This window comes from Marinobacter sp. CA1 (assembly GCF_020546665.1).
Classification (GTDB): Bacteria; Pseudomonadota; Gammaproteobacteria; order Pseudomonadales; family Oleiphilaceae; genus Marinobacter; species Marinobacter xestospongiae.
Map to the genome: position 1 here is coordinate 4102792 of NZ_CP071785.1, position 26420 is coordinate 4129211.

Genomic DNA, 26420 nt, shown 5'->3' on the forward strand with positions numbered 1-26420 from the left:
CGTCAGGAGGTCGGTCAATGAAAGCCTATTTCCACCCGTCACAGGATCTGCACATCCCCAAGACGTACTTTACCCGGGGCCAGATGCGTAAGCCTCAGGAGGTGCCGGACCGTACCGGCGAGATGCTTGCAGGCCTGCGGGCCATGGACGTTCCGGTGCTGACTCCGGCCGACCAGGGCTCCGGCACCATCGCCCGGGTTCACGACCTGAGTTACCTGAGATTCCTCAAGTCCGCCCACCCACGCTGGCTGGAGATGGGCGACGACTGGGGCGATGAGGTCATGTCCAACATCTTCGTCCGCTCCCCCAACGCCCTGCGCGGCATTCTCGCCGAGGCCGCCCGCTACCTCGCCGATGGCAGTTGTCCCATCGGCGCCAACACCTGGGAGGCCGCCTACTGGTCGGCGCAGACCGCTCTCGGCGCCGCCGACGCGCTGATGGCCGGCGAGCGCACCAGTTACGCGGTATGCCGCCCACCCGGCCACCATGCCCGCCGTGATGCCGCCGGCGGGTTCTGTTACCTCAACAACGCCGCCATCGCTGCGGAGAAGCTCACCGCCCGTTTCCCGCGGATCGCCATCCTCGACACCGACATGCACCACGGCCAGGGCATTCAGGAGATTTTCTACCATCGCAACGATGTGCTGTACGTCTCCATCCACGGCGACCCCACCAATTTCTACCCGGTGGTCAGTGGCTACGAGGACGAACGCGGTGAGGGAGAAGGCCTGGGCTACAACATCAATCTGCCGATGCCCCACGGCTCTCCGGAGGAGGTCTTCTTTGACAAGCTGACGGAAGCCCTGAGCGCCATCAAGCTGTTCCAGCCTGATGCCCTGGTACTGACACTGGGCTTCGACATCTACCGCAACGACCCTCAGGCCAAGGTGGACGTGAGCTCAGAAGGTTTCTGTCGCCTCGGCAACCAGATCCGCCTGGCCGGCCTGCCCACCCTGGTGGTTCAGGAGGGCGGCTACGACCTGGAAGCACTGAGCACGAACGTGCAGCAGTTCTTTAAGGGGCTGGAGGGGTAAGAGACACAGACCTCGCTGCTTTTGACATCCATCCACCTGACCTGCGCAGCAGCTCAGGCGCTCCCTAACAGCGTCAATAGTCGTAGGCCGGGGTCTGGCTGAGCCAGCACCGCATCGGGAATGTTTAGAAGCGAAATCACCATTCAGGTATTTGGTTCTCGCTGGTACGCTTGCTCTGATGTAGGATGAGCCACGTACTAATGCGAAACTTTGTATCCGAACTCAGCTCGACTCAATGCTCGAAAAAGTCAGCAGCCTCAAGCTGCTGATATAATGAAAATCTTATTGATTTCTTGAATTTTTCAGTCGAAATACTTAAGCACTCGGTTACTTTATTACCCATTAGTAATAACCATGGACAACTGACACCTACAAGGATGACTATGACTCAACAACCTCCCGCAGTACTCTCTCGCTATTAATTAAATATTCGGTCTTTTCATCCAGAAAAGAATTTCGGATGGTCAGGTCTATATTTCGAAGGAGATGATCGCCGCTTCTCTCTTCAACCCAGCGGCTCAAATGTCCTTACATCCAGAATATGGCAAAGGTTTGTACTAAATACTGAGCCGGGAAGCATAAGTGAGCTACGAACACGCTCCGACCCATCTAAGGCACCGTGGTCTGATGAGATGCAAGAATACTCTGGACGACTGGCACCTGAAGGTAGAGTGAACGTTGTTGCAAGCAAAAAGCCCAAAGGTATTAGCCAGTTCAGGATAGCCGGATCATACGGAGGTGTAAATCACGCGATGAACGGCTCTCCAGAAATGCAGGAACGCCTGGGGTTTTCGTATGAGCCAACTCTCAACGTCAGCTACGAGCTTCTGATCGATATTGACAGGATTAAGCGCCATTTGGATATAGTTGCCTATATCAAAGGAGACGGCTTCCCCAACTGTGAGGCATTCATTGTTGGACCAGGGCAAACGCCAGTATTCCTAGGCGTGCATGTTCGTAAAGGAATGCCAGCTACCACTCTTGCGCTCAACGCAGGTTACCCAATGATTGCGTGCGCTATCAGACTTCCGATCAATCGAGACGGCAGTTTCAAAGGCGTGGTAGGTGATGAACTGGCTCGAAAGAAGAAGAACAAGCGTGAGATGGAGTACCAAAGCATTTCTGACTGGAATAGTCGTTTTACATCAATAAGCCCCAATAGCGGCCACTGCATGGGACTGGAGCGGTCAGATCTCAAAGGGTTATTCAACATGGAATGCCTGTTGTGAACAACCTCACTTTAACTTCAATAACATGGACTTTGCTTGGGTGTCTATTGATCCCATCATTAAGCTCATGTGCTCGGGATACAAAAGAAACCAGCAGAGATGCAGAAATTTACCTAATTCCTGAAGGCTACGTCGGCTCCTTCTACATCTTGTTCAATATTCCGCAGGGCGAACCCCAAGAATACGAAGCCGACGCCAGAGTGTACGAAATCCCGGAAGATGGCATGCTGATGATGCAATCGGACCCAAATGAGGGCTGGATTCAAAGCAACAAAATAGACTTCTTCTTCGTCGCGCCAGATGGAACCAGGACTCGTATCACCGAACGCTGGACTACTAGCCTGAAAGATACACCTGAAAACAGAATGGATGAACATGTAACGGTATTTGGTGGGGGTATTGGGGTTTTCGAGCCTATTCGCCACTGCCAGATCACTGAGACAAACTTCTACGTTGGAACAAAAGCTCAAGCCCTGGATGGGCAGGGCTTTTTCGACCTATTCAGTGAAAGGGGCGTTGAACAAATTCCAGACGAAATATTTCTTGAGGCTTGTACAAAGTAGTACCTAAGCTCATCTCCAAAAAATTCCTCAAGAGCCATGTACTTCATTATTAGTTACACGTTTCTAGGGAGCAACAAGCAAGACCCAGTTACGCGTCTACACTTACTGTTTGACTTCAGGTTTTCAGTGATCCTGATGTCAGACAATAACTGCAGCACTTTGAGATAACGAGGTAGAGGAAGGAGGGTCGCTGCCGGTACCCTCATTCGCTTTACCGACCAAAGTGAAGCAGTGATGGGATACCGACAACTGACCCAGGAACAACGGTACCAGATTTCTGCCCTGCGTGTGGCAGGCAAGAGCCAACGCCAGATTGCCACGATTCTGGGCTGCCACAGCAGCACCGTCTGTCGGGAGCTACGCCGCAACGCGACCGCAGGGGGTTACCAGGCTGCCTTGGCACAGCAGTGCAGTGACCAGCGGCGACGGCAGGCCAATAAAGCCCACAAGCGGGCTTCGTCATTGATTGACTGGGTCAGCCGACTGATCCGAAAGCGCTGGAGTCCGGATCAGATCGCAGGCCTGATGGCGCGCCTGGGGCAGCTCCGGGTCAGCCGCCAGTGGATCTATGACCTGATCCTTCGGGACCGCGCCAACGGCGGCAAGCTCTGGACCTACGGCCGGCACTCCAGGAGGCGCCGCGCTCAACGAGATCTGGCCAAGCGCGCGGGACTGGGCAAGATCCCGAATCGAACGGGTATAGAGCATCGACCTGCCGAGATAGACCAGCGTCTGGAGGTGGGTCACTGGGAAGGAGACACGGTTCTGCACGGCCACAAGCAGTCAGGCATCGTAACGCTCGTGGAACGTCGTAGCGGATACTTGCTGGCAGGCCGGTTGGCGCGTGTCACAGCCGACCTGACGACGAATGCGATCATCCGCTTGATGACGCCGCTTCGCGGCGCCGTCAGCACCCTGACGCTGGACAATGGCAGTGAGTTCGCAGACCACGAGAGAATGGCCAAAGCCTTGAGCATGGCGACGTACTTCTGTGATCCCTATTGCTCAGGACAGCGTGGGACCAATGAAAATACCAACGGCTTGATACGGCAGTATTATCCGAAGGGAACCGACTTCTCAACGGTCAGTCAGCGAGCCCTGAATCGGGTGATCGATGAGATCAATAATCGCCCCAGAAAACGGCTGGGGTACCGCACACCGGCGGAGGTGTTCTGGGGAGAATATTCCGGGGCACTACCAACGAGTGGTGCTGCACTTATTGTTTGACTTCAGGATGTGAACCAAATCAGCTGGACAAGATCCGAGCAGCCAAAGAAAAGCTGGAAGCAGACCAAAAGGCGCGGGACAAGGCCGCGGGCGCGTTCTCCGGATGATGATCGCCGCTTGCCCCGTGGCGGTCGAAATTTCAAACGGGATTACGGGGTGCCGGATGACAAGGATCAGAGCAACGTTACCGATCCCCAGAGCCGGATCATGAAAATGGCGGATGGCTTCCAGCAATGCTACAACGGCCAACTGGCCGTGGACGGTGAGTTCCAACGGATTGTCGCCAACCGCCAGGACAACAATCCCAATGATAACGGCTGCCTTCTGCCCTTGTTGAACGAGGTAAAAGACATCCTGGGCGGCGATTCTCATCAATGCCTGACCGATGTCGGTTATCGTAAGGAAGATGATCTTCAGGCCCTGGAGATCCGGGGCATCAACGGCTGTGTCTCGCTACGACGGGAAGGCAAAAAGACCACCGAGATCGATGCGAACCGTTACCCCGCGACGGCCCGGATGGACGAGAAACTGGCCACCGCGACAGGTCAATCGGTTTACGCCCGGCGTAAGCACCTGGTTGAGGCGGTCAATGGCTGGATCAAACAGATCCTGTGCTTCCGCCAGGTCAGTCTGCGGGGGCTCGACGCAGTGCAAGGTGAGTGGGATCTAGTCTGCTTGTCGCTCAACCTCCGGCGGATGAGCTCGCTGATGAGGCTGACATAGGCGATTTGAAGGGGTTGCAGAACGTGTTGGGCTATCGGTACACGGTCGCGAGCTCGTTCATAACCGTCCTGGTTGCCAGAACATAAAGCCAAGACTTTATCCGGTTAGATTGTGTGGATACGTTTGCGGTCCCGAATTATAAGGCGGCGCGACAGAGGTGCTTGCTCAAAATACTTCTGCCGCAGACTCCTAGGACCGAAGTATATCCACACAAGCCAGACAGTCTATCTCATCTGGCTTATTCGGATAGAAAACCAAGTTTGGCAAGAACTCCCTTGGAAGAGAGTCCTGAGTCAGTAAAAATCGCAGATCTCAAGCGTTCGGCGCATAGACCTTGACGTTGCTATAGCCTTCGGCCCTGAGATGGCCGGCGTGCATGCGGCTCATGGAGCCGCGGTCGCAGTACAGCAGGTACTGGCGATCCTTGGGCAGCTGGCCGATCTGCTGGTTCAGTTCGTAGAAGGGAATGCGCAGGATCTCGTTGCTGGGCAGATCCAGCGGCGCCCGCTCCTCTTCGGAGGGGTGACGCACATCGATGATCACATCCGCCACCGCCGGTGTCGGCACCAGCTCCACGTCCTCCGGCGTGGTGAGGGTATCCATCAGGTCGGCGACCGAGGTCTCGGTACGCTGCTCAATCGCCTGCTGCAATACCGCCGGGTCCATCTGGGATTCGCAGTACTCTACCCGCACCAGCTTGGCTCGGGTCGCCGGTTTCTGGGAGATCACGCCGCAGTATTCCGGCATGGTGCGGGCGAACGACTCGGTGCCGATGTCACGGGCCACCTTGATGATCTGCTCCTTGTCCATCGCAATCAGCGGCCGCAGCACCACCTGCTCGCTGGCCCGGTCGACCACGTTGAGGTTGGTGAGGGTCTGACTCGACACCTGGGCCACCGCATCGCCCATCACCAGGCCTTCGGTGTTCTGGCCGTCGGCAATCGCAGACGCCGCCCGCAGCATTTCCCGCTTCAGCACCACGCCCCAGTGGCGGTTATTCACCGACCGCATGATTTCCGCCACCACGCCATCAAACGGCACCGAGATGAACTTGGCATGGTGGGACGAGCCGTACCGCTGCCACAGATAGTGCACCACCTGGCGCACCCCCACTTCATGGGCTGTGCCGCCCAGATTGAAGAACAGGTAGTGGGTACGCAGGCCCCGGCGCAGCATCAGATAGGCTGCCACCGAGGAGTCATAGCCACCGGAGATCAGTGTCATGACCGACTCGATACTGCCCAGGGGGTAGCCGCCCATACCCCGGTGACGGCGACGGGCCACCATGAATTCTTCCTGCTGGACCTCGATACGCACCTCAACTTCCGGTGCCTTGAGACTCACCCCGCGAGCTTCGGAAGCGCTCAGCAGTGCGCCACCAACATGACGTTCCAGATCAAGGGAGTTGAAACTGTGGGTGCCGGTGCGCTTGGCCCTGACTGCGAAGGTCTTGCCAGCCAGCTCGGCGGCAAAGGCCTCCACCGTTTTGGCGGCGACGTCGTCCATATCCACCAACGGAAACGCGGCCACCTCCTGGATGGTGGAGATGCCGGGAATCCGCACCAGCTCATCGACCACCGGTCCGGCCAGGCTGCGGTCGTCCGGCACATCCACATTGATGCGGTCCCAGCTGCCCTCGACAGCGATGTCCGGGTCCAGCCGGATCAGGATCTTGCGGACATTCTGGCGCAGTTGGCGCATCTGCTGGCGGCGGACAGGCTTGCTTTTGATCGCAACTTCCGACGCGGGACGAATCAGGAATTTCATGACGGGAATCGACTTCTGGCTGGGTGGCGTAAAGAGGAGAAAGCGCTTAGTGTAACCTGTTCCGGCAGAGCCTCAAAATCAGCGCCCACGGAAATGGGCTAAGTTAGAGGTAAGGACCGGTACTCTTCGCCTGACAGGAGCACGTCTGTTCATGAGTGAACCCACCATCAACGCACTGGTATCCCCGGAGGGCAGTCTCGAAATACTGTCCAACCACGAAGTCAACCGCCTCAAGGACCGCAGTGAAGGCGGTCTCTATCGGCTGTTCCGGCAATGCGCCCTGGCGGTGCTCAACACGGGCGTCGAAGCCGACGACTGCAAGAGCCTGATGGAACAGCACGCCGATTTCGACATCCGCCTGGTGCCCCAGCCCCGGGGGCTCAAGCTGGAACTGATCAACGCCCCGGCGAGCGCCTTTGTCGACGGCGACATGCTGCGGGCCAACCGGGAACATTTATTTTCAGTGCTGCGGGACATCGTCTATTCCCACTCCATTCCCAGCTCCGCCGCCGGCTTTCGCCGCGACGACCCGGAGGACATCACCAACCTGATCTTCCACATTCTCCGCAACGCCCGGGTGCTGCAGGCCGGTCGCCAGCCCGATCTGGTGGTGTGCTGGGGCGGCCACTCCATCAACCGCGAGGAGTACACCTACAGCAAGGACGTCGGGCATCAGCTCGGCCTGCGCGGCCTGAGCATCGTGACCGGCTGTGGCCCCGGTGCCATGAAGGGACCGATGAAGGGCGCTACCATCGGCCACGCCAAACAGCGGGTGAAGGATGGCCGCTACATCGGCATCACCGAACCGGCGATCATTGGCGCCGAGGCCCCCAACCCGATCGTCAACGAACTGGTGATCATGCCGGACATCGAGAAACGGCTGGAGGCCTTTGTGCGCGCCGGACACGGCGTTATCGTGTTCCCCGGTGGCGTCGGCACGGCCGAGGAAATTCTCTACCTGCTGGGCATTCTGCTGCATCCGGACAACCGCGACCTGCCCTTCCCGGTGGTGTTCACCGGTCGCAAGGAGAACGCCGACTATTTCGAGATGATCGACCGTTTCATCCGCAATGCCCTGGGCGAAGAGGCGGCGAGCAAATACGAGATCGTGATTGATGACCCGGTGCGGGTGGCGCAGATCATGAAGAAAGGTATGGACGACGTGGCGGTGTTCCGACGCGCCATGCAGGACGCCTACCACTTCAACTGGATGCTGAAAATCGATCCGGTGTTCCAGCTGCCGTTTGAACCCACCCACGAGACCATGCGGGCGCTGGAGCTGCACCAGAACCAGCCGGTTCACCTGATCGCCGCCAATCTGCGCAAGGCCTTCAGTGGCATTGTCGCCGGCAACGTCAAGGAACAGGGGATTCGTCAGATACAGCAAAAGGGGCCGTTCGAGATTGCCGGAGACCCGGCCCTGCTGGAGCCCCTGGAGGAAATGCTGGCGGCCTTCGTACAGCAGAACCGGATGAAACTGCCCGGCTCGGTGTCCTACCACCCCAGCTACCGCATCATTCGCGGCGCCGCCTGAGTGGCCAAGGCCGGAGCCCGGGCTCCGGCCATTCCACCAGGATTAACCGCCGGCTGGCAGGCTGGCGAAGTAGGCCGCCAGGTTGGCAATATCCTCATCGCTCAGTGCCGCTGCCTGAGCCTGCATCACCGCTGCCTGGCCGCCATTGCGCTCCTTGGAACGGTAGGCTTTCAGGGAGCTGACCAGGTAGGCCTCATTCTGGCCCGCCAGATTCGGGTACATGGGAATCTGTGCAACACCATTCTGGCCATGGCAGGCTGCACAAACCGCCGCTTTGGCCTGCCCTGCTGCGGCATCGCCGGCTGTCGCCAAACCTGGAACCGCCGCCAGTGCAACGGCGCCTGTCAGAACAAAGTGTTTCAGCTTCATGGGTGCTACCCTCTCATCGGTTTTTATGTAAGCCCTGGGGCCCGAGGGCCGGATTTATAACATAGCCCCCTAACCGCTCAAATGCGATAGATCAAGTTACGACTTTGGAACCGTTGTCGTATCACCCCCAGGGGGTCACCAGACCCATACGTAACCGGCGGGCAACAGGATTTTGGCAGCACCGCCCGCAATCGACGTTTGTCCCCTTCCCCGGGCCCTGCGCTACCGTCACACTCGGGGACAGGATAAGCTCGCAGTGTTCCAGCGTCCCGAGCGGGTAATTCGCTGATCTAGTGCGAATTAACCGCTCGGGACACGAGGGAGCCTCTGATCAACCAACGGAGAAGTGTGAATGTCCATCCTGGTAAACGAACTGGCCTGCCAGCAGGGCCGCCTTGGTCACCTGACCCTGGATGCCCCTGCCAGCCTCAATGCACTCAGCGAAACCATGCTGGATGATCTGTTGTCGGCGCTTGACCGCTGGGAGCAGGATGAGCAGGTGTGCCTGGTGCTGCTGGACAGCCGGGATGACACCGCCTTTTGCTCAGGCGCCGACCTGAAAACCCTTTACCGGGCACTGTGCGAGGGCGACAGCCGCACCGTCGAAGGCATCTTCTCCCGCGAATACCGGCTGATGTACCGGCTCCATCGCTACCCCAAGCCGGTGGTGGCGCTGGCTGAAGGAGTCGCTTTCGGCGCCGGCATGGGGCTGCTGTCCGCCTGCCGCTACCGGCTGGTGGGCCCCGAGGTGGCACTGGCGATGCCGGAAGTCCGCATTGGCCTGCTGCCGGATGTGGGCGCCAGCTGGTTCCTGAACCGGCTGCCGGCGGGCCTGGGGTTGTTTCTGGGACTGACCGGGGCGCAACTGAACGCCAGCGATGCCCTGCGGGTCGGGCTCGCCGATCTGGCGGTGCCAGCACAGTCCCGCCAGGCACTGGTGAGCCAGATTCAGGCTCAGGCCTGGACCGGGCGGGTGGCCGCCGACGACAACCGGCTCCACCGTCTGATCAACCAGTTCGCCAGCCAGCACCCGACCGCGCTGCCGGACAGCCAGCTGGCGCAACACGAACAGGCGATCGCCCACCTGTGCCGTCAGGGCGCCCTGCCGGACATTGTCGATCGCCTGCTGGCGGCGGATGAGGGTAATGACTGGTGGCAGGCCTGCATCGCCAACCTGCGTCAGGGCTGTCCGGTCACCCCCTGGCTGGTGTCGGAGCAATTACAGCGGGGCCAGCAGATGTCGCTCAGGGACAGTCTGACGATGGAGCTGGCACTGGCGCTTAACTGCAGCCAGGCCGCGGATTTCCGGGAAGGCATTCGCGCCCGCCTTATTGATCGCGACCAGTCACCACGCTGGCAGCACGGCAGCGTTCGGGAGGTGCCCGGAGAGCTGGTGGAAAGCCGTTTCGCGCCTCCGTGGGGCCACCAGCCGTCGCCACTGGATCTGGTTTAGTAACTAGTGCGCCCAGGGGCACCCACCTCAGGTTTCCGCGCCAGCCTGGATCAGCAGCATCTCGATGTCGCGGAAACCGCCGGCCCGGGCCAGGTCCAGAGCGGACCGGCCCTGATCGCCGCGATAATTGACCTCCGCGCCCGCCGCAATGACCGCCTCGGTGGTCAACAGATCGCCGCCGGAGACCACGTGCATCAGCAGCGAGCGGCCATTCTGGCTGACGTTGACGTTGGCACCGGCAGACAGCAGCACCTTGACCACCGCCAGGTGGCCGCCACGGGCCGCCAGCAGCACCGGAGTCTGCCCGTTCTGGCTTTCAGCGTTGACGTTGGCGCCAGCGGAGAGCAACAACTGCACCAGCCGCCGTTCACCATCCGCCGCCGCCAGCATCAGTGGTGTCATGCCGTCCGCGCCGGCGTAGTCCGGTGAGGCCCCCCGACTCAGCAGGTACCAGGCAATCCGGTCTTCACCACGCCGTACCGCCAGTGCCAGCGGCGTTCCCTGTTCGGTCAGGGTATTGAGGGCCGCGCCCTGGTCCGCCAGGGTCTGCACCCGTGGCAGATCTCCACTGGCCACCGCGGCCATCAACGGCGTTTCCGCACTGCCGGCCTGGGCCCGGTCGAGGTTGGCCGGTTGCGGCTGACCGGCACAGGCGGCCAGCTGCAGTCCAATCACCAGGAGTAGAAGTCGTACAAGATGTCGCAGGGCTGTTCCATTCGCCGCCATGTTTGAGGGTCTCAGTCACGATGAAGTCGTAGCCTGCATTCTGGACAGTTAGCTTTGGCAGTTAAATCGAGCGGTTCACAAGTTCCGCTCAGAGCCGCTCCGAATGCGGCAGAAACTGCCTGGTCACAGCCCGCAGACGCTGCTCAGCATCCCGGCGGCCATGGCAGAGGCCAGCTGACTGGGCCTGCGCCGGGGACCAGCCCTGCAGCACCAGCCGGCACCAGAGCCCGGCATCGTCATGGTGCCGCAGCGACGTGGCCACGTCCGGGCGGGCACTGAGCAGCCGCAGCACCGGCAGCGCGAGCTCAAGCCCCCGGTGCCCCTCGGCAAAGGCGGCCAGCTCCCGTCGATCCAGAGCCGACAGCACCGGCGCCGGAGGCAACTGGGCGGTCACCGCCAGCGTCAGTTCCGGGGCCAGCTGCGGCCAGACTACCGGTAACAGGGTCAGCCAGTGCTGCGAGAAGCGCGCGGCGATGGCTTCCACCAAGGCCTGGCCGTCTGCGCTCAGGCCACTCAGCATCTGAACGGTAAACTCGCCACTGCTGGCCTCCCGGTGCAACCCCAGGCGCACCGTGCGCAAACCACAGCGCTGCCAGAACGCCAGCAGGTCCGGGCTGGCGCCGTAGCTGGTACCGAGGGCATCCAGACCGGCCTGTTTACTGTGCTCCCGGGCTGCCGCCACCAGCGCCTGCCCCACACCACTGCGGCGGCAGCCGGCACTGACGGCGATCCGAACCACCCGCAACAGGGTGCAGGTCGCAGCCTCGGCAAAGCCGCTGTGATTGGCCAGGGACTGGGGCAGCAAGTGCCCGCGCAGGCGCCGGCGCCCCGCCATCACTTCCTCCGCCAGCTGGCAGGACAGCCCGCCCTCGCGGGCCGCCCACAGCACACCAACCAGCCGGTCCCCCAGCCAGGCCCGCCAGCTCACGGCGGTGGGATCATCCAGCCACTGGCGAAGGTCCCCTGGCGAGGTGCGGTAATGGGCATCCACCAGCAGACCAAAAGCCTGCTGTCGTTCGTGCTCGCTGGCATCGGCCGGAGACCAGCGCTCCACCCGTACCGCTTCGTCCATCGGCGCCGCGTCCGGGCCTGAGGTCTGCAGCAGGAACAACTGGTCCACCAGGCGCTCCAGGGGGTCATCCGGGCACCAGCGGATCGGGGCCGAAAGCTGACGCTGGCGCCACTGCGGAGTCTCCCGCTCCAGCACCCCGCGAAAGCGGATGTTAAAACCGCGACCCGTACCCTCATAGCCATGGATGGTGGTGGCAAACACGCAGCGGGGCCAGCCCAGCAGGATGGCCCGCAACTGCGGTGCCGGAATCGCTGCGGCTTCGTCCACCAGCACCAGTTCCGCCTCGGGGCGCTCTGCCAGCAACCGGTCCGGTGGCAGGAACAGCAGTTCGGCGCCATCCGCCAGCCGCAGGTGATCCGCTGCGGCCACCGCCGGCGCCTCCTCCGTCGCCAGACAGGCATGATGGAAAAGGGTCGCCACCGCTTCGGCTCTGGGCGCGGTCACCAAAACCCGGCGCCGGCCCTGCTGCAACAGGGCCATCGCCGCCATGCCCAGGGCAGCGGATTTGCCGCGGCCACGGTCAGCGCTGACCACCAGGGGGCGTCGACGCCGCCCCAGCCCTACCCGGATGACATCCGCGACCAGTTCCGACTGCTCGGGGGTAGTGCCAGGACAAAACGGTGCCTCGGAGACCGGCAACTGCGGCGGCGTCATCGCCGAGCAGTCGGGGCCAATCCGCAGCACCTCGGCATCGTTGGCAACCAGGGTCGCCAGCCGGGCGGCAAACGGGTGATCGGGAGCGCTGTCAAGGCCGGTACGGGGGTAATCCGGATCGGCAAAGCGGCCCCATTCCCCGCACGGTGGCATCAGCCAGAACCACAGGCCGCCTGCAGCCAAAGTGCCGCTGAGTGCGGCCAGGGCGTCCGGCGGGTTGCCGTGCCAGCCGTCCCAGACCAGCAGCGCCACATCCCGACCCAACCAGTCCCGGGCGCGGGCCGGGCGCACTGGGGTGAGGGTGAGGTCAAGCTCGCACGCGGCCGCTTGCGGTCCCAACCACAATCGGGGCTCGCCATCCAGGCCAGGCAGCAGTTGCCGCAGCCAGGCCATGGCGGCATCACGGTCCCCCTCCAGCAGGACCAGACGGCGCTGGCCAAGGTTCCGCAAACGCTGCTGGAAACGCTGCCAGGCCGGCAGGTCGGGAGAAGGCCAGGCGGACATGATCAGCTCAGGTCGATGGCGTGGCGTTTCAGGTCCGCCAGCTCACACACGCTCAGGGTATCCTGGTGCGTGGCCCGCAACCGCACCCGGGGCGCCGCGCCCGCCGCCAGCGCTTCCTGCCAGCGGCCGGCACACAGGCACCAGCTATCGCCGGCCCTGAGACCGGGGAACCCGAACGCCGGCACCGGCGTGGACAGGTCATTGCCGCGCGCCTGGGAGAACGCCAGAAACTCGTCCGTCACCACCGCACAGACGGTGTGCTGGCCAGCATCGTCAGGACCTGTATTGCAGCAGCCGTCGCGGTAGAAGCCGGTGACCGGATCATTGCCACAGGCTTCCAGAGTCTCCCCCAGCACGTTGATCGGTTCTGCCATCACTTCGGTCATTTCGCCTCCTCGGGATACCAACAAGTAGCCGAGCATTATGGTGCACGGGTGACCGCCATACCAGTTGCCGACTACAATGGCGCCATGCCAACCGACCTGCCCGATTTCCTCACCGACGAACAGCGCGCCATCATCACCGCGCCCTACGAACACGCCGTCATTACCGCCGTCGCGGGCAGTGGCAAAACCTTCACCCTGGCCTGGCGCATTCGCCACCTGCTGGCCCAGGGCCACGATCCGACGCGGCTGCTGGTGCTGATGTTCAACCGCAGCGCCCGCCGCGACTTCGAGCGCAAGCTGCAGGACGTCACTCGCGACACCGGCCTGATGCTGCCGGAGATCCGCACCTACCACGCCATGGGTCTGCGCCTGTACCGGCGCTTCGTCCGCGACGGCTACCTGCCAGCCTTCTCCGAGGCCATCCTGAGCGAGCAGGAAATCCAGTTCCAGGCCTGGCGACTGACCCGGGAGTTGGCGCCTGCGGAACTGGCGGACGAGATCCGCCGTAACAAGAAGGACTATGTGGAAACCGCCGTCAGTTTCATTGACCGGGTCAAGACCACCCTGTCGCCGGTGGACGTGGTGTTCGAGGAACTGGATTACACCGAAAAGCACCGCTACCTGATTGAGCTGTTCCACAGCTTTGAGCAGTGGCGCAAGGGCCAGGCCCGGATCAGCTACGCCGATATGCTCTATGAGCCAGTACTGGCGATCCACCAGACCCCACAGCTGCAGAAGCTGGTCGCCAACAAGATGGACCTGATCCTGGTGGACGAGTACCAGGACACCAACGAGATCCAGCACCTGCTGCTGCGTTACGTTGCCGGCGACCGGGCCCGCGTCACCGTGGTGGGAGACCCGGATCAGACCATCTACGAATTTCGCGGCGCCCGGCCGGAATTCATCCTCAACCGCTTCAGTGAGGAGTTTGACAGCCCTCTGGAGCAGACCCTGAGCTACACCTTCCGCTACGGTCACCGGGTGGCGCTGCTGGCCAACCACCTGATCCATCACAACAGCGGTCGCAAGGACGTGCTGTGCCATGCCCATCCAGGCACCCCTGCCACCGAGGTCCGGCTGCACGAGAGCGAGCAGGATGGCGACGCGGTGCTGACCATCCTGGCCCAGCTGTCACCGGAGCAGTTGGCAGACACCGCCATCCTGTTCCGGGTCTGGAGCCAGAGCGTGGCACTGGAACTGCAGCTGCTGGCCCGCCAGCTGCCCTATCGCATCGATGCCGGCAAGGGCGCCCTGTTCAGCCGCGAAGTCCAGGCGATTACCGGCCTGCTGCAATTGGTGGCCGGCAACCTGGCGCAGATGCCCGACGCCGACCGGCTGGACATCGCCCGTCAGTTGCTGCGTTTCCCCCACGTTGGTCTGAAGGAAACCGAGCTGGACCAGATCGCCCAGTTCCTCGCCAGGATGCCCGGGCAGTGGGGTCAGCGGCTGCTGGCGATGGAGTTTGATGCCCTGCCGCCCATGGCCGGGCGCAAGCTGCGCCGGCTCGGCGAAACCCTGGTCAAGCTGGAGGGCCACCAGGGCCCGGTGGCGTCGCTGATCAAGCGCTACGCCGAGGATACCGAACTGTTCGAGGGACTGCGCAGCCTGGCGCTGACCCACGAGACCGCCGATGAACGCGTCGACACGGTGGTGGGCTTCCAGCGTTACCTGGCCAGTCTCGACATCGGCGCCGCCGAGGCGGTGATCCACCTTCAGGCCCTCAAGACCCAGGCCGGCCAGAATCGCGATGGGGGCGTCTTGCTGTCCACCATTCACCGCACCAAGGGGCTGGAATGGCCGCGGGTGATCGTGCCCGGGCTACAGGAGAAATACCTGCCCTACAGCCCCCGTCAGGGCGAGAATCTGAAAGTGCTGGTGGAGAGCGAACGCCGACTGCTGTATGTCGCCATGACCCGCTGCCGAGAGCAGCTGCACCTGATCACCCGCCCCCGTGGCCAAGCCCCCCACCTGGATGGTGACCAGGGCCCCAGCCGCTTCGTCGACGAGCTTTGCTTTTCCCTCAGCGACCAGCTCGGCGGCCACTTGGAGCAGGCCTGTGACGCCCAGACCCTGACCCTGGACCACCCCCTGACGCCGGTCAGCCAGCGCTATGCTGAACGCGAGGGCCTGGAGTTGGCCACCACCAATGCCCAGCCCGCCCGGCGCGACGGGCCGTTGTGGACGCTGCCCCGGCTACGACATGTGATTTTCGGTGCTGGTACGGTGATGACCGAGGAGGAAAGCGCGTTCGAGGTCCGCTTCGACTCCGGTGAACAGCTCAACTTCTCGAAAAAGAGCGCCCACCTGTACTTCTCCCCGGCCGACTGAGGGGCGTGCCTCATCGCATGGAGAATCAATGGCTTCGTCACGGATAGTCAATTACCGAATTATGGCCTAGCTTTCATGATTGAGGCTCTGTGGAAACGCTAGGATTGTATAGAACAACATAATGACGAATGGAATGGACAGGAGGTACTGCATGACCGTCATGCGCCCATTTGCTGCTGCGGCGCTCGCCGTGGCCGTAGCCACCCCCGCGGTGGCCGAGGAAACCAACCAGTACATCTACCTCAACCCGTTTGCCGGCTACCAGCTGTTTGACGACAAGCGCGACCTGAGTGAAACCGGCACTTACGGCTTTGGGGTGGAATTCCGCTTCGCGCCACGCTGGGCCCTCGAAGGGGTGTACTCCAAGGCTGACGCCGACCGCAAGTACGTCAGCGGCGACAGTGATTTCAACGAGTACCGGCTCGATGGTCTGTACTACCTGGCCGATGCCGAAGAGGCCTGGAACCCGTACCTGGCCGTGGGTGCCGGTCACGCCGATTTCGGTGACGGCCCGGTCCGCACCGCCGGTACCAGCCATGACGAGACCCGGGTCAACGTCGGCGCCGGGGTGCGCTACAACATCAGCGACAGCGTGTCTCTGCGGGGCGATCTGCGGGAATTCCACGGCATCGATGAAAGCACCTTTGACACCCAGGTATCGCTGGGCCTGAGCCTGGCCTTTGGCCGCACCATCGGCACACCGGACCCGGTGGATTCCGACATGGACGGCGTCTACGACGACAGCGACCAGTGCCCGGGCACCCCCGCCGGGGTGCCGGTGGACCGGCTCGGCTGCGCCCTGGACGACGACAACGACGGCATTGCCAACCACCTCGATCGCTGTCCGGACACCCCGGCCGGCGCCACCGTCAACAGCCGTGGCTGTGAACTCGATTCCGACCGTGACGGCGTGGTGGACAGTCAGGACAAGTGCCCGGATACCACCGCCGGTGCCGATGTCGATAACGAGGGCTGCGAAGGCGTCACCGAGACCATCGAAACCATCGACCTGCGGGTCCAGTTCCCGCTGGACAGCGCCCGGATCGATGACGCCTACGACGCCGAGATCCGGCGGGTCGCCGAGTTCATGGAGAAGCACCCGGATACTTCGGTGGAAATCGCCGGCCACACTGACGCCAGCGGTCCCGCCGAGTACAACCAGAAGCTGTCCCAGCGGCGCGCAGAAGCCGTGGCCCAGCGTCTGACCGATGCCTTGGGCATCGATGCCAGCCGGGTGACTGCGGTGGGCTATGGTGAAAGCCGGCCACTGCAGGACGACGACAGCGCCGGTGGGCGTGCCCAGAACCGGCGGGTGGAAGCCCACATCCAGGTACGCTACTAAGTGCCAGCAACCGCACCTGCCCGGGCGGATCGGCCCTGGCGCCGGTTATCCCGGGCAGTGCGGGTTGGCAGCCTGGTAACGGCTGGTTTGTTATGCAGCGGCGCCGGTGCTGAACCGGTGTACCGCTGCGACAACGGCAACGGGGTGACCTTTGCCGACCAACCCTGTGGTGATGACGCCACCCGAATCCAGGTTCCGGACAACCGTCTGGGCGGGCGCCTGGACAGCAACCTGCCCCAAGATGACGCCGAGCCGGAACCGCCCCCCGAAACCACCCCGTCGGCACCAGACAGTGTTGACGACTCGCCCTGCCGTTACATCAACTCCACTCAACTGCGCACCTATCTTGCCCGTAACCAGGTGGTCCGGGGCATGACCCGGGAGCAGGTCCGCAAAGCCTTCGGGCCGCCACCGGAAACCCACAGCGTGCCCCAGGAGGCCTGGGTCTATCACACCGATTACTACGGTCGGCTCTACGAACTCACCTTCGTCTATTTTCGCGACGGTTGCGTCGACAGCGTGCAGTATCGCAAACCCTGATCAGCCGCGGCGGGCATCCAGCAACAGGTTACGGGGCGTCAGTGGGCGCTGGCAGAATTCCCCCAGGCTGACCCGGTACCCCTGCTCTTCCAGATACAGGGCATAGTCCAATACCAGCCAGAGCTCCAGCGGGCGGCGGAACAGGTGACGCACCAGCTCGTGACAACGCACCTGATGCAGGCGCCGCCAGCCATGGGCCAGCCAGTACTGGTAATCGATATCCACCGGCAGCGCCAGCGACTTGCGCTCCGCAGCCCAGAGGCAGAAATCGCGGAAATCGGCACGGTTCAGCGCCGCGGGATGGGGCGGCACCGGCAGGTAATGATCCTGGCCCCGCACCTGGCGCTGCAGGCCATCGAACCCCAGCCGCCAGGCGGAAACGGTCTGGCGCTGGCGCCGGACCCGGGCCGGTGCGGTCACCGTTTCCTGCACCACCACCCGCATCTCGCCGGCATCCAGGCTGACCCGGGCCGCCTCGCGGGCACGCCGGGACAACAACGGATAATGCCCCTCAACGCCCAGGTGGTAACAGCAGGGGGACACGCTGAGCCGGGCCAGACCGTCCTCGCTGCCCTGCCGCAACAGCTGGCGGTGGAGCTCGCCACAGGCGTGCAGGGCAACGACTTGGTCGGCCGCCGGCAGGGACCAGCCACTGGCCAGCACATCCTGCTGGCGGATGGTCACCGCGGCGCCATCCCGGGCCGCCAGCGTATTGCCGTCAACCACCAGTTCCGGATCCCACTCCAGCCCGGTCACCGCCTCGGCACCGCAGGCCACCAGGGTTCGCCCCAGGTGGCCCTTGCCGCAGCACCAGTCGATCAGCCGGGGCTCCAGTGGCGTCAGCGCCGCCGCGAAGGCACCGGCCTGCAGACGCTTGCGGCCCGGCATGTCCCGGGCCCGGGATTCCGCCAGCGGCGTGGCGGGCGCCTCGGCGACCGGTACCGCCAGCAGCGACGCCCGCTCGGCCAGTTCCGGCCAGAACGGGCTGAGGTCCTTCGCCAGCGCCGGTAGATCCTCGCTGTATTGCTCACAGGCAGCTTCATCCAGCGCCTCCAGCCAGCGGGCGGCCGCCGGCTGCGCCCTGAGCCAGTCCGGTTCGGGGGTGCTGAACGGCACTGTGGCCCACAATGGCCGATACTGCGCCAGCCAGTGATCCAGGGCCTGCCAGCGCGACCACCAGTCCTGCGCCATCATCACACCCGGAAACGGTCAGGCCGGAACGGGTCGAGGGACAGGGCGGTGGGCTCCTGGTCGATCACCTGGGCAACCAGCTCGGCGCTGGCCGCCGACAGGGTCCAGCCGAAGGTGCCGTGGCCGGTGTTGAGGTAGAGGTTGTCACGACTGCCGCGACCGATGATCGCCGGGCCGTCCGGCGTCATTGGCCGGAATCCGGTCCAGCGACTGGCCTGGTCCAGGTCGGCACACCCGGGGAAGCGGGATTCCACCGATTTGCGAATGGTGGCCAGCCGGGCTTCCGGAATGTCCCGGGCAAAGTCCGCCAGCTCGACAAACCCGGTCGCCCGCAGGCGATCCCCCAGGCGGGTCGACACCACCTTGAAGTTGTCATCATGCACGGTGGAGCGGGGCGCCCGTTCCGGGTCCAGCAGAGGCGCGGTCAGCGAGTAGCCCTTGACCGGGTAGATCGGCAACCGCATGTCCAGCGGTGCCACCAGGCCCGGCGACCAGCAGCCGGCCGCCACCACGCAGGCATCCACCGCCATGCTGTCGCTGCGACCGTCCGGGCCGGTCATTTCCACCGCCTGAACCCGCCGGTCGTCCGCCACCAGGCGCTGCACCTGTTGCTGGAAACGGAAGCTCACGCCATGCTGTTCACAGGCCCGGGCCAGGGCCCGGGAAAACAGGTGGCAGTCACCGGTGCCGTCAGTCTGGTAGCGGATCGCACCGTGGAGCGGGCCATCACCGGTCATGCCGGGTTCGTAGTCCCGGACCTCACGGGGGCCCAGTAGCTGATAGGGCACTCCCAGCTCGTCCAGCAGTTCGCCGGTTTTGCGGTACTCGGCCATCTGGGCCGGCGAACTGGCCAGGTGCAGCAGGCCGTCGTGGCCGCCGTCGAAGTCGAGGTTCAGCTCCTGCTCCAGATCGAGGAAGCAGCGACGGCTGTAGGTACCCAGGTGCACCATGGCGCGCTTGTTGAGGCCATACACCCCCGGTGCCAGGGCAAACCGCAGGGTGGCCAGCAGGAAACGCAGGGTATCGAAGGACGGCGGCATCGCCATTTTCAGCGGGCCATCCGCCTTTACCAGCCATGGCAGGGCCCGGCGCACCATGGCCGCATCCGCCCAGGGGTACACCACACCGTAGGAGCGCTGGCCGGCGTTGCCAAAGCTGGTTTCCCGACCGGCATCGTCATGGCGTTCGATCACCGTCACTTCGTGACCACGCTTGCCCAGTGCGTAAGCCGTCGTCACCCCGACGACCCCTGCCCCGATCACCGCTATCCGCATTGACTGTTTCCTCCTGGTCGATCAACCGTGCCTGATGCGCGAATAAACATGCCTCAAGACTGGCATGAGTGACCGGCAGCACGGCTTCGCAATTGTACCTACCGGCCCCGCCTGCCTTCACCAGCCTGTCAGCGAACCACCCACTAGTCCTTGGCTTTCAGCGCCTCAGCGTATTGCGCCAGCAGCGCCGGATCATGACTGGGGTACTCCGGCGCCAGGCCCTGCAACTGCTCCGCCACAATGCGCGCCACCAACGCCCGCGCCACCGGTTTGCGGTTGGCGGGGATGATGTGCCAGGGCGCAGCGGTGGTATGGGTCGCCGCCATGGCCTCCCCCGCTACCGCGCGGTATTCGTGGCGACGGCGCCAGGCATCGATGTCCGACGACTCAAACTTCCAGCGCTTGCGGGGCTTGTCCAAACGCTTCAGCAAGCGGTGGCGGTGTTCCTCATCGGACAGGTGCAGCCATATTTTGACGATGGTGGTGCCTTCCTGCACCAGGTGGGATTCGAAGCTGCGGATGGCGTCATAGCGGGCCGGCCAGTTGTAGTGCTCCGGCGCCCGCACCGGCCACAGCCGCTCCGCCATCACCGCCTCGTGGTAGCTGCGGTTGAAGGCCACCATCTGGCCCAGTGCCGGCAGCATGGGCACCGTGCGCCAGAGAAAATCGTGGCGGGCTTCAAGGTCATCGGGACGGCTGAACGACCAGGCGTGGAAGCCGGCCGGATCGGCGTAGGTGGCCAGGGTGCGGATCAGGCTGTCCTTGCCGGAGGCGTCGGTACCGTGGAGTACCAGCAGCAGGGCATGCTTGCCGTTGGCCCACAACCGGCGCTGATGCTCTCCGATCAGATCAAGGCTGGTCTCCAGACAGGGCAGCTCGAATGAGTGATCGATGTCCGTGGGATAGTCCTTGAGCTGGACCCGGGCCGGGTCCAGGTGAAACTGGCGGCTGAACGGCGTATCCGTCATGGTAATGCTCCTCATCCGGCCGGCTGGGGTGGCCGGAAGTCAAATGGTAAACTGGACCGCAAACGCCAACTGCAGCCCGCGAGTGATTCATGAGCCGAAAAAAACGCGACATTCCGGTGTTCGAGCACCCGATCATCGAAACCCATTGTCACCTGGACTACCTCAAGGACCAGCCACTGGATGACATCCTGGCGGAGGCCCGCCGGGTCAACATCGAGCGGGTCGTGACCATCGCGGTTTCCCCCGACAACCTGGGCCGGGTGCGGGAACTGAGCCAGGTCGCGCCCTGGCTCTACGGCACCCAGGGCATTCACCCCCACGACGCCGAGCAATACACCGACGCAGTGGAAGCCGAGATTCGCCAGCACGGCGCCGACGACAAGATCGTCGCGGTGGGCGAAATCGGTCTCGACTACTTCTACGACAACGCCGATCGGGCGGTACAGCGTGAGGTGTTCCGGCGTCAGCTCCAGATTGCCTGCGACCTGGATCAACCGGTGGTCATCCACAGTCGCGAAGCGGATGACGACACCATCGAGATCCTGCGGGACTTCGAGGCCACCCTGACCCGCCGCGGTGTCATCCACAGCTTCACCTCCGGCCCGGGACTGGCCCGCTACGCCATCGACCAGGGCTGGTGTCTGGGGTTCAACGGCATCGCCACCTTCAACAAGGCGGAGAACGTCCGTGACATCATCCGCATGACGCCCATCGGGCAGATCCTGCTGGAAACCGACGCGCCGTTCCTCACTCCGGTGCCCTACCGAGGCCGCGAAAATGCGCCATGCTACCTACCCTTTGTGGCCGAGAAGGTGTCCGAGGTCAAGGAAATCCCCGTTGACGAGGTGGTGCGAACCACCTACCACAACAGCTTGAGGACCTTCCATCGTCTCGCAGGCGCCAGCGCTTGATCCGCCCGCCATTGGATTTATAGTGAAGGTTGAGGCCGGTTACGCATTGGTAACGGGTTCATGATCAAGGCAGGAGAGGGTGCATGATCAAACGAGTGCCAGTAACCGCGTTGGAGGTGGGGATGTACATCACCGACCTCAACAACGACTGGATCCCCCACAACACCCGCAATCGCCGCGGTTTCCTACGCAACGAGACAACCATCGCCAAGATTCGCCAGATGGGAGTGGATTTCGTCTATATCGACACCAACAAGGGCAAGGACACCCAGGACAGCGAGCCGGCCCGTGAGGTGGACGCCCGCAATGCTGCGCTGCTGGACGACGTCGGTGCCCTCAAGCCGCTGCCGAAACGGGTACGGCCACTGGCGGATGAAATGGTGATCGCCCAGCAGATTCATGGTGAAGCCCAGAACCTGGTGGGCAATGTGCTGCGGGACGTCAAGCTGGGCCACGCCATCAACATTACTCCGTTCAACGAGCTGGCCACAGAACTTCAGGAATCGGTGTTCCGTAACCACAACGCGCTGTCCTGCCTCGGTCGCATCCGCGACAAGGACAACTACCTGATGGAACACTCGGTCAACCTGAGTGTGCTGATGTCGCTGTTCGGCAAGGCCATGGGGTGTTCCGCCGACGTCCAGCACCAGACCATCATCGGCGCCCTGCTCCATGACATCGGCAAGATCCTCACCCCGGAGGAGATTCTCCACAAGCCCGGGCGCCTGAGCGCCGCAGAATTTGAGGAAATGAAAGCCCACGCCCGCCATTCCCGCGACATCCTGCTGGCCACCGAGGGCATTGGCGAACTGACCATCCTCACGGCCGCCCAGCATCACGAAAAGATGGACGGCACCGGCTACCCGGAAGGCCTGCGGGGCGATGAAATTTCTGTCTACGGTCGCATGGTGGCGATCTCCGACGTGTACGACGCCATCACCGCCGATCGGGTCTACCACAAGGGCATGACGCCCACCCAGGGTCTGAAGAAACTGCTGGAGTGGAGTGGCCCTCACCTGGACTCGGCGTTGGTACAACAATTCATCCGCTGCATCGGGCTCTACCCGGTGGGCTCACTGGTGCTGCTGGAGAGTGGCCGGCTCGGCGTGGTGGTGGAGAGCAACGACGACGACCAGCGCCTGCCGGTGGTGCGAGTGATGTACCACACCAAATTCCGCATGCCGATCACTGTGGAAACCCTGGATCTGGCGAGTCCGGGCTGCCAGGACCGTATCGTCCGGGCGGTTGACCCGGAAGACTACCAGATCAACTTGAAGAAGTTTCTTGCGCTCTAATGAAGCAGCTTCCCGTCAAAAAAGTTTCTTCCCGCCTGAAAAGTTCCTCCCCGCCTGGCTAGCCGGAGGAGCACATCAGTGCACTTCGTCTGAGTCACTGGCTTTCTGGACGATCAGGTAGGCGATGCTCATGGTCAGCACGATCAGCGCGATGCCCCACAGGTAAGAGGCGTCGACGGTGTCCAGATCGAGGATGATCACCTTCCGGGCGATGGCCATCAACGCCGTCGCAATCACGATCTTGACGTGGATGACGTTGTCACGCAGGTAGATGGTGATGTTGATGAAAATCTCGATAGCGATCAGCACCGCCATGAAAGCGCCAAAGGTGGCCAGCATGTCGGAGATGGTGAGGATGTAGACCGGTGGCGTGACCAGCTTCTGGTACAGCGTCCAACCCACGTCCACCACACCCATCAGAATCACCAGCACCATCAGGATCGCCAGCAGCCGCACGGCAATCCTGATAATGGCATTGAGCCCTTTCAGCAGGGCCGGGTCGAACCGGTCCAGCAGGGTCGCTTCCGGGCCCTTTTCCGGGGCCCGGTCTTTGTCATCCCTGGCAGCGTCGTCGCTCATTCAGGCGGCGATCACGGGGCGGAAGGATGGTTCACGGTACGGCTGTTCACGCTGTTGCGCCGGCGCTTCGAAGACGTGGAAGGCTTCCGGACCGAACGGGTCCAGGGCGGTTCCGCGGTAGACGTAGTGATCGGGCACCGGCTCGCCGGAGAAGGCAACACGGAACTCGTACTGGCGCTCGGGGATATCCACCTTGAGCGGTTCCTCCACCCAGAGATAGACGGTTTTTTCCGGGACCACGTACTCACAGCGTACCACCTGGAAGCCCTCACGCAGGGTCAAGCGGTTCAGTTCGCGGCTCACCTTGAGTGCATACTTGTGAATGGTTTTCATGATGCCTCTCCTCATCGTGGGTCGACAGGATCATCATTACCGGATACTGAAACAGAGAAAAGCAGATTGCTTCGTTACTTCAATCAGCTTTTTTCGAACGATTAACAGTCTCTGATCAACCCGCCCCTCAGGACGCCAACGACTGCCCACAGATCGCCGCCACCGCCGGGTGACTGTTGCGACGACTGCGACTTACAGCGTACAACTGATCCTGTACCTCTGCCACCTCACCCACCGCCGCTACCTGGTATTGACGGCAGACCTCGTCCGCAATCACCGTGGGCGCAGCGAACACGCCGTAGCCCTGATGGCCAAACACCTTGATCAGCGCGCTGTCGTCGATCTCGGCACGGATGTCCAGACGGATACCCTGCTCATCAAACCACTGCATCAACTGGCGCACGTAGGGCGCCTTCACCGCATTGGCCAGGAAAGCCTGGCCCTGCAGGCTGTGGGGAAAGCCGGTCTGCAGGTTGGCGGCCAGATCCGGCGTTGCGAACAGGGTAATGGAGGTCTGCCCCAGGGGGTGCACGTAGCAGTGATCGTCCATGCCGGCGTCGGGCTCGCGATCCGTCAGCACCACATCCAGCTGTCCGGCCTTCAGATCCTGCAGCAACTGGGACGGACGGCCACTGCGACAGCTCAGCCGCACCGGCCGTGTCAGGGTCAGTGCCGGTTCCAGCAACTGGTAGGCAATCAGTTTGTGGATCGACGCCGCGACCCCCACCGTCAGCCCCAGGGCACGCTCGTCCGGCCGGGTATCGAGCACGGTCTTGAGCTCGTCGGCAATGCGGAACATGTCATCGGCGTAGCGGTACACCATCTGCCCCAGGTCGGTCAGCACCAGGCGGCGGTTTTCACGCCGGAACAGCAGGCTGTCGAGCGAGCTCTCCAGCGCGGTCAGCTGGCTGCTGAGGGTCTGCGGCGCCAGGTTGAGCAGTTGCGCCGCCCGCGCCAGCGACCCTTCCCGGGCAATGACCCAGAAATAGTACAAATGCTTGAAATTCAGGGACTGCAACATTCCACGGGTCACCCCAGTGACAGGAACAACCCCATCAGTATTGGCGACAGGAAGGACAAAATAAAGCCGGAGGCAATCGCCACCGGAACGCAGGCCAGACCACCGCTGCTGCGGATGATGGGCAGGGTGAAGTCCATGGCGGTGGCGCCGCCATAGCCGATGGCCAGGGCCGGGTGTCGACCAATCACCAGCGGAATCAGCGCCAGGGCGATGATCTCCCGCAAGACGTCGTTGAGGAACGCTACCCCACCCCAAGCCGGGCCCAGAGCGTCACCCACCACGATCCCCGACAGCGAGTACCAGCCAAAACCGGAGGCCAGCGCCAGGGCATCGTGCCAGGGTATCGACAGCAGGGGGCCGAGCAGCAACCCGATCAGCAGGGAGCTGATCACCACCGCCAGCGCAATTCCCAGACCCTGGCGGTTCATCAACAGCTTACGCAGGGACAGGCCAGCGTTGCGCAGTTGCACACCGATCAGCAGCAACAGCAGCATCAGTGACCAGGTCGCCAGGTCCTCGACCCAGGGCAATGCCGGCAGCAGCCAGGCACCGGCGGCCACCCCGACCAACACCGCCGAGAGCGGTTTCAGCGCCGCCAGAAACAGCCGTCGGTAGGACGTTTCCGTCGCCTCCTCAGCCGCTGCCACCGTCATCGGCTGCCAACGCTGCCACAGCCACAGAGCCGCCAGGTTGGCGAGGCCCAGGGCAACCACCAGAATCGCCACCTGCCCCAGCATGGTTGCGAGCTGCTGCCACAGGCCATCCATTTGTCCCAGGCCCAGACCCAGCAACGCCAGGATGAAATACACCAGCCCCTCCACAGCGTAATGGATCACCGTCATCACCGTACGATTGTCCAGGGCCAGGGCAAACCCCAGAAACAGGGGCGCAAGAATGATCAGCGCATCCAGCATAACTCTCTCACTACAGGCGTGGAGGCCCGATACCGGGCCAGAGACAGGCAGGGCCCTTGGCGGGCCGGTGAAATGGGGGACTGGAGGTCAGTGCAGCGGTTGGCTGCTGCGGTCCTGGACCAGAACCCAGGGCGCAATCACCACCGCCCAGAGTTCGGCATTGCGGTCATACCAGGCCTGGGCCATGGCCGGCGGCACGTCACCGACCTGGCCGGCGGCCATCCAGGCATCGAATTGGGTCTTATTGTCGGCCACCAGCTCGGCGGCGACATCCAGCAGGTCGAGGTCGGCGCCGACCCGCACCACGTGGCCGCGGGCGTAGTAGGTCTGCAGGTCATGCCAGCCAATGCGGGAGGTTTCCAGATTGAGTTTGGCCTTGAGTTCGTCCCGGGACTGGTCGCTGGACATGGTACGCCTCGCCTTGCGGTTGTCAGTGAGTGAAAACGGGCCGAAAGTGTCGGCCATCTGCCGGCGTTTGGCAAG

25 protein-coding genes are annotated in these 26420 nt (G+C 62.8%); 12 read left to right on the forward strand and 13 right to left on the reverse strand.

Going from position 1 to position 26420, the window contains the following annotated elements:
- The first annotated feature begins 17 nt into the window (after positions 1–17).
- The 5 genes from J2887_RS18850 (at position 18) to J2887_RS18870 (ending at position 4776) form a co-directional block, all read left to right on the forward strand.
- Positions 18–1034: a histone deacetylase family protein gene (locus tag J2887_RS18850; protein WP_227172667.1), complete on the forward strand. Its 1017-nt coding sequence runs from the start codon at positions 18–20 to the stop codon at positions 1032–1034.
- Between the two features lie 632 nt (positions 1035–1666).
- On the forward strand, positions 1667–2263 hold the full coding sequence (locus tag J2887_RS18855; protein WP_227172668.1) for a hypothetical protein: 597 nt from the start codon (positions 1667–1669) through the stop codon (positions 2261–2263).
- Positions 2260–2826, forward strand: a complete 567-nt coding sequence (locus tag J2887_RS18860) for a DUF6843 domain-containing protein (protein WP_227172669.1) — start codon at positions 2260–2262, stop codon at positions 2824–2826. The genes J2887_RS18855 and J2887_RS18860 overlap by 4 nt, the downstream gene beginning before the upstream one ends.
- 234 nt (positions 2827–3060) lie before the next feature.
- Positions 3061–4053: an IS30 family transposase gene (locus J2887_RS18865; protein ID WP_227172670.1), complete on the forward strand. Its 993-nt coding sequence runs from the start codon at positions 3061–3063 to the stop codon at positions 4051–4053.
- Positions 4054–4209: 156 nt separating this feature from the next.
- A complete protein-coding gene (locus tag J2887_RS18870) occupies positions 4210–4776 on the forward strand; it encodes a transposase (RefSeq protein WP_227172671.1) in 567 nt (188 codons plus the stop codon).
- A gap of 312 nt (positions 4777–5088) precedes the next feature.
- On the opposite strand, the gene thiI is transcribed toward J2887_RS18870, so the two are convergent.
- Positions 5089–6543, reverse strand: a complete 1455-nt coding sequence (gene thiI / locus J2887_RS18875; RefSeq protein ID WP_227172672.1) for a tRNA uracil 4-sulfurtransferase ThiI — start codon at positions 6541–6543, stop codon at positions 5089–5091.
- 151 nt (positions 6544–6694) lie between these two features.
- Here thiI and ppnN point away from each other — a divergent pair, with 151 nt between their 5' ends.
- A complete protein-coding gene (ppnN, locus tag J2887_RS18880) occupies positions 6695–8077 on the forward strand; it encodes a nucleotide 5'-monophosphate nucleosidase PpnN (protein ID WP_228752824.1) in 1383 nt (460 codons plus the stop codon).
- A 42-nt stretch (positions 8078–8119) separates the two neighbouring features.
- Here ppnN and J2887_RS18885 read toward each other — a convergent pair whose 3' ends face one another.
- Entirely contained in the window at positions 8120–8446 is a 327-nt protein-coding gene (locus tag J2887_RS18885; protein ID WP_227172673.1) for a c-type cytochrome, read from the reverse strand.
- A 352-nt stretch (positions 8447–8798) separates the two neighbouring features.
- Between J2887_RS18885 and J2887_RS18890 the strand changes: the two genes are divergently transcribed.
- Positions 8799–9899 (forward strand): enoyl-CoA hydratase/isomerase family protein, encoded by a 1101-nt coding sequence (locus J2887_RS18890; RefSeq protein ID WP_227172674.1) that lies wholly within the window; start codon positions 8799–8801, stop codon positions 9897–9899.
- Positions 9900–9926: 27 nt separating this feature from the next.
- Here J2887_RS18890 and J2887_RS18895 read toward each other — a convergent pair whose 3' ends face one another.
- The 3 genes from J2887_RS18895 to J2887_RS18905 form a co-directional block, all read right to left on the reverse strand.
- Positions 9927–10625: an ankyrin repeat domain-containing protein gene (locus J2887_RS18895; protein ID WP_227172675.1), complete on the reverse strand. Its 699-nt coding sequence runs from the start codon at positions 10623–10625 to the stop codon at positions 9927–9929.
- Positions 10626–10713: 88 nt separating this feature from the next.
- Positions 10714–12855 carry a tRNA(Met) cytidine acetyltransferase TmcA gene (locus tag J2887_RS18900; protein ID WP_227172676.1) on the reverse strand — a complete coding sequence of 714 codons (2142 nt, stop codon included), beginning with the start codon at positions 12853–12855 and terminating at the stop codon, positions 10714–10716.
- Positions 12856–12857: 2 nt separating this feature from the next.
- A complete protein-coding gene (locus J2887_RS18905; RefSeq protein WP_227172677.1) occupies positions 12858–13241 on the reverse strand; it encodes a DUF2237 family protein in 384 nt (127 codons plus the stop codon).
- A gap of 84 nt (positions 13242–13325) precedes the next feature.
- On the opposite strand from J2887_RS18905, the gene J2887_RS18910 reads away from it, so the two are divergent.
- The 3 genes from J2887_RS18910 (at position 13326) to J2887_RS18920 (ending at position 17451) form a co-directional block, all read left to right on the forward strand.
- Positions 13326–15569: an ATP-dependent helicase gene (locus tag J2887_RS18910; protein ID WP_227176172.1), complete on the forward strand. Its 2244-nt coding sequence runs from the start codon at positions 13326–13328 to the stop codon at positions 15567–15569.
- A 151-nt stretch (positions 15570–15720) separates the two neighbouring features.
- Complete coding sequence (locus J2887_RS18915; RefSeq protein ID WP_227172678.1) at positions 15721–16911, forward strand: OmpA family protein; 1191 nt, start codon at positions 15721–15723, stop codon at positions 16909–16911.
- A complete protein-coding gene (locus J2887_RS18920; protein ID WP_227172679.1) occupies positions 16912–17451 on the forward strand; it encodes an outer membrane protein assembly factor BamE in 540 nt (179 codons plus the stop codon). It begins immediately after the preceding gene.
- Here J2887_RS18920 and J2887_RS18925 read toward each other — a convergent pair whose 3' ends face one another.
- The 3 genes from J2887_RS18925 to J2887_RS18935 all read right to left on the reverse strand — a co-directional run bounded on the left by J2887_RS18925 (position 17452) and on the right by J2887_RS18935 (position 20884).
- Positions 17452–18642, reverse strand: a complete 1191-nt coding sequence (locus tag J2887_RS18925) for a methyltransferase (RefSeq protein ID WP_227172680.1) — start codon at positions 18640–18642, stop codon at positions 17452–17454.
- 2 nt (positions 18643–18644) lie between these two features.
- A complete protein-coding gene (locus J2887_RS18930) occupies positions 18645–19916 on the reverse strand; it encodes a D-amino acid dehydrogenase (RefSeq protein ID WP_227172681.1) in 1272 nt (423 codons plus the stop codon).
- A 143-nt stretch (positions 19917–20059) separates the two neighbouring features.
- Positions 20060–20884, reverse strand: a complete 825-nt coding sequence (locus tag J2887_RS18935) for a polyphosphate kinase (protein WP_227172682.1) — start codon at positions 20882–20884, stop codon at positions 20060–20062.
- An 89-nt stretch (positions 20885–20973) separates the two neighbouring features.
- Between J2887_RS18935 and J2887_RS18940 the strand changes: the two genes are divergently transcribed.
- Both J2887_RS18940 and J2887_RS18945 read left to right on the forward strand, forming a co-directional pair.
- A complete protein-coding gene (locus J2887_RS18940) occupies positions 20974–21795 on the forward strand; it encodes a TatD family hydrolase (protein ID WP_227172683.1) in 822 nt (273 codons plus the stop codon).
- Positions 21796–21878: 83 nt separating this feature from the next.
- Positions 21879–23090, forward strand: coding sequence for an HD-GYP domain-containing protein (locus J2887_RS18945; RefSeq protein ID WP_227172684.1), 1212 nt, complete (start codon positions 21879–21881; stop codon positions 23088–23090).
- A gap of 75 nt (positions 23091–23165) precedes the next feature.
- Here J2887_RS18945 and J2887_RS18950 read toward each other — a convergent pair whose 3' ends face one another.
- From J2887_RS18950 to J2887_RS18970, 5 genes are all read right to left on the reverse strand, one after another.
- Positions 23166–23669 carry a phosphate-starvation-inducible PsiE family protein gene (locus J2887_RS18950; protein WP_227172685.1) on the reverse strand — a complete coding sequence of 168 codons (504 nt, stop codon included), beginning with the start codon at positions 23667–23669 and terminating at the stop codon, positions 23166–23168.
- A complete protein-coding gene (locus J2887_RS18955; protein WP_227172686.1) occupies positions 23670–24002 on the reverse strand; it encodes a DUF7352 domain-containing protein in 333 nt (110 codons plus the stop codon). It abuts the gene before it with no gap.
- Between the two features lie 127 nt (positions 24003–24129).
- Entirely contained in the window at positions 24130–25023 is an 894-nt protein-coding gene (gene nhaR, locus J2887_RS18960; RefSeq protein ID WP_227172687.1) for a transcriptional activator NhaR, read from the reverse strand.
- A gap of 8 nt (positions 25024–25031) precedes the next feature.
- Entirely contained in the window at positions 25032–25937 is a 906-nt protein-coding gene (locus tag J2887_RS18965) for a lysine exporter LysO family protein (protein WP_227172688.1), read from the reverse strand.
- Positions 25938–26024: 87 nt separating this feature from the next.
- Positions 26025–26345, reverse strand: coding sequence for a DUF2288 domain-containing protein (locus J2887_RS18970; protein ID WP_227172689.1), 321 nt, complete (start codon positions 26343–26345; stop codon positions 26025–26027).
- Positions 26346–26420 lie beyond the last annotated feature (75 nt).